This is a genomic window from Mycobacterium sp. (assembly GCF_025933915.1).
Lineage (GTDB): Bacteria > Actinomycetota > Actinomycetes > Mycobacteriales > Mycobacteriaceae > Mycobacterium.
The window spans coordinates 1-5,797 of the sequence record NZ_JAICZA010000227.1 but is presented as its reverse complement, the minus strand read 5'-3'; the positions used below and the strand labels follow the sequence as shown (position 1 = coordinate 5,797).

Below are 5,797 nucleotides of genomic sequence, written 5' to 3'. Positions count from 1 at the left end.
TGCAGGTAGGGCGGCGAATCGGTTTTGGGCCGCAAGTCCACGTACTGTTCACCCACCGCGGAGACACTGAGCACCTCCGCTGTCAGGTCCGCGGGGACTTTCGGTGAAGTGTTCAGCGACAGCGTCGCTTTCGCCCCGGTCGGCGTCAAACCCACCGAGGTGACCTTGCCGAGCTGAACCCCTCGGTAGGTCACGTTGGAAAAACGGTACAGGCCGCCGGTGGCCGGCAGCTCCAGCGTCACCGTCATACGACCGATGCCCAGCAGGGTCGGCGCTTGGATGTAGAACAGGACCATCGCGATCACGCCGATGGTGCCGACGACCGTGAAAATCGCCAGCTGGATCCGAACGAAGCGCGTCAGCATCTATCCACCCGCCCCAGTCGGAGGCGTCTCTGCGGGCGGCGGTGTTTGACCAAGACCCGCGTCAGGCACCGGCGCCGCAGCCGGCGGGGGTCCGGGCCGGGGGCCGTACGCCGATGGCGGTCCGGGCGGCGGTGCCGTACCCGGCGGCAGAGCGGGCAGCGGCAGCGCATTGGGATCGACCCACGGTGGCCTCACGGGGTCGTGCATCGGATCGTGTGTGTACTGCAGGTAATACGGATCCCCGGGCAGCGGCACCAGCGGCTGGTCCAGCTGCCCCCAGTGCGTTCCCAACATCAGTCCTCGCTTGAGCCGCGGAATCGACAGGTCCAAATCGACATGCAGGTTGAAGTAGTCGCCTCGGATCGCCCGGTCGACGAAGTTCTGGGTGAACGGGAACACGAACCCCGCCGCGAGCGCCGTGCCGAACTCCGGTCCGACGTCGGCGAGCGCGCGGATGGTCGGCTCCAGGTTTTTCAAGTTCTTCACCAGGTCGGCCTGGGAGTCGTTGACCAACCGGGTGGCGGTGTTGCTGAAGACGCGAAGTTTGTCCAGTGCGGCCGTCAGGCGCGGCCGCTCCTTGATCAGCACATCGAGCGCGGGCGGGATCTTCTGCAGCGCCTGGGTGAGAACGTCGCGTTGGTCGGCGAATGTGCCGGCAAGCCGGTTCAGCGCCTGGACGGAATCGACGATGTTGTTCCGCTGATCGTCCAGTGTTCCCACGAACGTGTCGAGGCGAGTGAGCAGATCACGTACGGCGCCCTCGCGCCCGGACAGTGCGGCGGAGAAATTGTGGATGATCTCTCCGATCTGTCCCAATCCCCCACCGTTGACGACCGCTCCCAGCGAGGACAGCGTCTGCTCTGTCGACGGGTAGGCCGATGACCGACTCAGCGGGATGGTGGCGCCCGGCTGCAACCTTCCGCTTCCCTGCTGGCCGAGTGGCGTATTGAGCTCCACATGCATCGACCCCAGCAAGCTGGTCTGACCGACGGTGGCTACCACGTTGGCCGGGACGACGACATCGCGCTTTACCGAGATCTCGACGTCGGCGTGCCAGCCCCGCACCTTCATCGCACCGACACTGCCAACGACGACATCGTCGATCATCACCGGCGAATTCGACTCCATCGTACCGACATTCGGGAGTTCGACGTGGTAGATGTTGGCCCCCGGCCCACGTCCGACCGCGCCGGGCAACGGTAGTGAATTCAGGCCGTGGAATGCGCACCCCGTCGACGTCAACACCACGCAACAGCCGACAGCGAACACCCGCCGGGCCGCAACCTTGGCGATCATTGTTGTGGCCCTTCGGCTGGCAGCAGCATGTCCGACACGCTCGACGCCGGTGGCGGCGGTGGTGGCATCGGTGTCGACGGCGGGGGCGGCAACGGCATCGCCGCACCCGGTATCCGCTCCGGTGGCACCGCCCCCGGCGGTCCCACCGGGTCGCCGGGCAGGCCGGTGAAAGCCGATATCGCGGGCGGGATCTCGGGCGGGCCCGGTTTCGGGCCCTCGCCGCCGGGCGCCAGGCGCGGTTCGCTGTAGAGGATCTTGGATGGGTCTATCGACTTCTGCAGGAAGATGTTGATGGGAATCGGCAGATTGTTGAAGTTGAGCACCCGCAACCCGGGACCGAGGAACAGCGAGCACAGCTTGCCCGATTCAACCGCGGTGATGTTCTCGATAGCGCCGACCGCCGTGCAGCCCGGCACGGGTACCGGAAGCAGCAGACCCGAGAACGTGGGATTCGCGAAGTTCATGATCCCGAACCCCCCCACGATGGTTCCGGTGTCGGCGTTGTAGTCGTTGAAGAAGTTGCCGAGCGCGTTCGGCGCGCCGTGCAGGATGTTTTCCAGAGCCATGCGCTTATCGACCAGGATCTGCGTGACATCGGCCAACCTGGCAATCTGCTCGCTGGTCTGGTTGCGCGTCCCGGCGATGAAGCGCTGCACCTCGCCGACCGCCGTCGACAGATCGGTCAGCGCCGCGTCCAGGTTGGATTTACTGTCGTTGACCACGCTGGTGAGCGTGGCCAGGCGGTCGTTGAACTGCACGATCTGGACGTTGCTGTCGCGCAGCGCGCCGACGAAGGTCTGCAGGTTTTTGATGATGTCGACGATGTTGCCGCTACCGTTCGCAAGGATGCGGCCCACCCCTGACAGTTGACCGAGTGTTTGGCGCAGCTTGTCGCCGTTGCCGTCGAGCGCGTTGGCGGCGCTGTCGATGAACCGGCCCACCGACGTGCCCGATACACCACTCTTGGGTCCCAAATCCGTTGCCAGCCGCATCAACTGGGCTTTGACCTCGTCCCACTCGACCGGCACTGCGGTCCGCTCGACCGGGATGACCGCACCATCGCGCATGACCGGCCCACTATCCCGATACGCCGGCGAGAGCTGGACGTAGCGGGCAGACACCAGATTCGAGGCGACGATGACCGCCTTCGCGTCCGCTGGAATCGGCACATCGTGGTCGACCTTGAGGGTCATCTTGGCCTGTGTGCCCTGCGGCTGAATGGATTTGATGTTGCCGACTTTGACACCCGATACCCGCACCTCGTCATTGGGATAGATCGCGGTGGCGGTCGTGAAATAGGCGGTGATCGTCTTCTGCCCGAAGAACATGTTGCGGACGAGGACGGCAGCGCCGGCAATCATGAGCCCGACGAGGACGACCGCCACCACGGCCTTCAGTGTGTTGCGGCGAATCATTGCGATCCTCCGACCCTGCCGCCCAACGTGCAGCCAGGGCAGACCGGAATACCGTTGTACGGCCAGGGAGTCAGCGACCGAGGTACCGGCGAAGGGTAGCCCGGACCGCGAGCCGGGTCGAAGGTGCGGAATCCCCAGAGGTAGTCGAGGATCGGTTGGAAGAGTTGCGGGGCAAGGAAGTTCGGAACGAACGCCGAATAGGCGTACATGCTGGAGATAGCCTCACCGACCGTGATCTCGAATTTGGCAAGACCCGGCAGCGCTTTGCTGATGTTGTCGCGGTTCTTTTCCAGCACCGCGGTCACCGAATTCAGCCTCTCCAGCGTCGGCGCCAATTTGCTTTCGTTGTCGTGCACCAACGCCGTCAGCTGCTTGGCCACCGCCGACGTGTTGGCCAACAGGTCCACGATCTCCTGCCGGCGCGTCACCAGCACTTCGAGCAAAACGTCGGAGTTGAGGATGAGCTTGTTGACCTGCTGGCTGCGTTCGGAAAGAACCCCGGTCACATCGCCGGCGCTCTTGAACAACTCGCCCAGGTTCTTGTTGCGGCTGTTGAGGGTTCGCGACAACCGGGTGAGTGCGTCGAACGCCGGCCCCATTTGGGGCGCGATCTGGTCGAGCGTCTCCGCCAGCGTATCCAACGACTGATTCAGCGCCGTGGTGTTCGTTCCGGCAGTGTCGCTCGTCAAGTCGCTGACCGCTTCCGTCAACGAGTAAGGCGAAGATGTGCGCGAGACGGGAATGAGAGCCATCGGATGCATCGTGCCGCTGCCGGCGGACTCCACCGTCAGCATCCGCTCGCCCAGCAGCGTGCCGGTGCGGATGTGCGCGGATGTCTCCGACCCGAGCAGGATGTTGCCCTTCATCCCGAACGTGACCAGAGCATCGCCGTGACGAAGCTTTACATCCGACACCGTGCCGACCTTCATCCCCGACACCACCACGGGGTTGCCCGTCGCAAGGCCGCCTGCTTCCGTGAACAGCGCCTGGTACCTGACCATCGTCGCCCACGAGATGAACCTGTCGGGCGACAGGCCCACCAGGATGACCATCACCGCCAGGACGACGCCGATGAGTCCGGCCTTGACGAGCCCAGTTCCGCGATACTTGAGCATCAGGGTTCCGTGCACCTTCCAGCTTCAGACCTAAATATGGGAGCTCTCACCGTCTTGCCCTGAAGATCCGTGCCGCGAAGCGTCAACTGGCACAGGTAGTAGGGGATGGTGGCGCCGTTCACGCCGAGTCGGACCAGTTTGCGGTAGTTCTTCGGTGCCTTCGCGATTGCGGCGTCGAGGCGATCCTTGTCGTTATCGAGAATGGGCGCCAGCCGATTCAACTGCTCTATGGTGCCGGACAGCGGCGGCCGCGCACTGCTCAGCAGGTCCGCCAGCGAGGCGGTGCCCTTGTCCAGGGCGTCGATGGCGGAGCCGATGGTGTTGCGGTCGTCCGACAACCCGCTGACGAGCCGCTCGAGGCGATCGACCGCGCCCGAGAACTTGGTGCCGTCCTTGGAGATCGTGCCGACCACGATGTTGAGGTTGTCGATCAGTTGCTGCACGGTTTGATCGTTGTCGGCCAGGGCGTTCGAAAACGACGTCGTCTTGGCGAACAGCGAGTCCAGAGTCCCGCCCTGCCCCTGGAAGACCTGCAACAATCCTGAGGTCAGGGCGTTGACATCGCGCGCATTCAGGCCCTGAGTAACGGGTTTCAGTCCGCCGAGCAGCAGATCGAGGTCGAGGGCCGGCGCGGTGCGGTTGACGGGAATCTGACCGCCGGCCGGCAGGCGCTTGGTCGAGCCAGGACCATCGACGAGCTCGAGGTAGCGATCGCCCACCAGGTTCAGGTAGCGGACCGCCGCCCTGGTGCCCTCGGTGAGGACGACGTTGCGGTCGGCGTCGAATTTCACCACAACTTTTTTGTCCGGCCGCAGCGAAACGCTGTCGATCGTGCCCACCCGGATCCCGGCGACCCGCACCGACTGCCCCGTCTTCAGACGCGACACGTCGGTGAACACCGCCGAATACCCGTTCGTCGCACCCGTCCGGTACTGGCCGAAAATGAAGAACAGGAAGGCGGTCAGCATCGCCATCACCACCGCAAAGATGGCGAACTTGATCAGAGTGGCGCGCGTTCTCATCCGGGCTGTCCGACCTGTGCGGAGTTGCGTGGTGGGCCGGCGATCGGTCCGTACAACAGCTGTTTGAGGAGATCGGAGTTGATCAGTAGCTGTGGGTTTCCGTACCCCACCGGGTCGGCGCCGATATCGGTGATGAACTGCGGCGGATTCGAGTTGAACCGCAGGGTCGGCAGACCCATGCACTGCGGGCCGCCCGTCGCAGCAACCTTGGGCAGGTTCGTCGGATACCGGTAACGTTCGCCGCCCCAGGTGAGACTCGCCGAAATGTTGATGCTCGGTTCCGACAGGGGCGGACCGTGGGCTATGTTGATCAGCCCACCGAAACCGCAGGTGAGCGCCGGGCCGTATTGGTTGGTCAGATCGGTGGTCGGCACCAGCAGATGCAGTACGTTCGTCAGCGGTCCGCGGTTGGTCGACAGGACGTCGTTGCCGATGTCGGCCAGGCCGATCGCGCTGATCAGCAATGCGTCCAGGTTGTGCTGCTCATCGACAAGCGTCTTGCTGATCCGGGTCGCGTTGGCGGCGGTCTTCACCAGGTCGGGTGCCGCGTCGGCGTAGGCGTTGGACACCGCCGGCAAGACCGC

The 5,797-nt window shown here is 64.3% G+C and carries 6 protein-coding genes; all 6 read right to left on the bottom strand.

From position 1 onward, the window contains the following. The coding region (locus Q0W90_RS22765; RefSeq protein WP_297776781.1) for an MlaD family protein at window positions 1-365 on the bottom strand (365 nt) is incomplete at its 3' end. Then, complete coding sequence (locus Q0W90_RS22760; protein ID WP_297596526.1) at window positions 366-1,661, bottom strand: MCE family protein; 1,296 nt, start codon at window positions 1,659-1,661, stop codon at window positions 366-368. It abuts the gene before it with no gap. After that, entirely contained in the window at window positions 1,658-3,076 is a 1,419-nt protein-coding gene (locus tag Q0W90_RS22755) for an MCE family protein (protein ID WP_297697502.1), read from the bottom strand. The genes Q0W90_RS22760 and Q0W90_RS22755 overlap by 4 nt, the downstream gene beginning before the upstream one ends. Beyond that, window positions 3,073-4,191 carry an MCE family protein gene (locus tag Q0W90_RS22750; RefSeq protein ID WP_297596523.1) on the bottom strand — a complete coding sequence of 373 codons (1,119 nt, stop codon included), beginning with the start codon at window positions 4,189-4,191 and terminating at the stop codon, window positions 3,073-3,075. The genes Q0W90_RS22755 and Q0W90_RS22750 overlap by 4 nt, the downstream gene beginning before the upstream one ends. Beyond that, window positions 4,191-5,213: an MCE family protein gene (locus Q0W90_RS22745; RefSeq protein WP_297776777.1), complete on the bottom strand. Its 1,023-nt coding sequence runs from the start codon at window positions 5,211-5,213 to the stop codon at window positions 4,191-4,193. The genes Q0W90_RS22750 and Q0W90_RS22745 overlap by 1 nt, the downstream gene beginning before the upstream one ends. After that, the coding region (locus Q0W90_RS22740) for an MCE family protein (protein ID WP_297776775.1) at window positions 5,210-5,797 on the bottom strand (588 nt) is incomplete at its 5' end. The genes Q0W90_RS22740 and Q0W90_RS22745, both read right to left, overlap by 4 nt.

What these genes read in the sequence shown, in the direction of transcription:
- Q0W90_RS22760 (WP_297596526.1), bottom strand. Translation starts at nt 1,661, where the DNA reads ATGATCGCCAAGGTTGCGGCCCGGCGGGTGTTCGCTGTCGGCTGTTGC.
- Q0W90_RS22755 (WP_297697502.1), bottom strand. Translation starts at nt 3,076, where the DNA reads ATGATTCGCCGCAACACACTGAAGGCCGTGGTGGCGGTCGTCCTCGTC.
- Q0W90_RS22750 (WP_297596523.1), bottom strand. Translation starts at nt 4,191, where the DNA reads ATGCTCAAGTATCGCGGAACTGGGCTCGTCAAGGCCGGACTCATCGGC.
- Q0W90_RS22745 (WP_297776777.1), bottom strand. Translation starts at nt 5,213, where the DNA reads ATGAGAACGCGCGCCACTCTGATCAAGTTCGCCATCTTTGCGGTGGTG.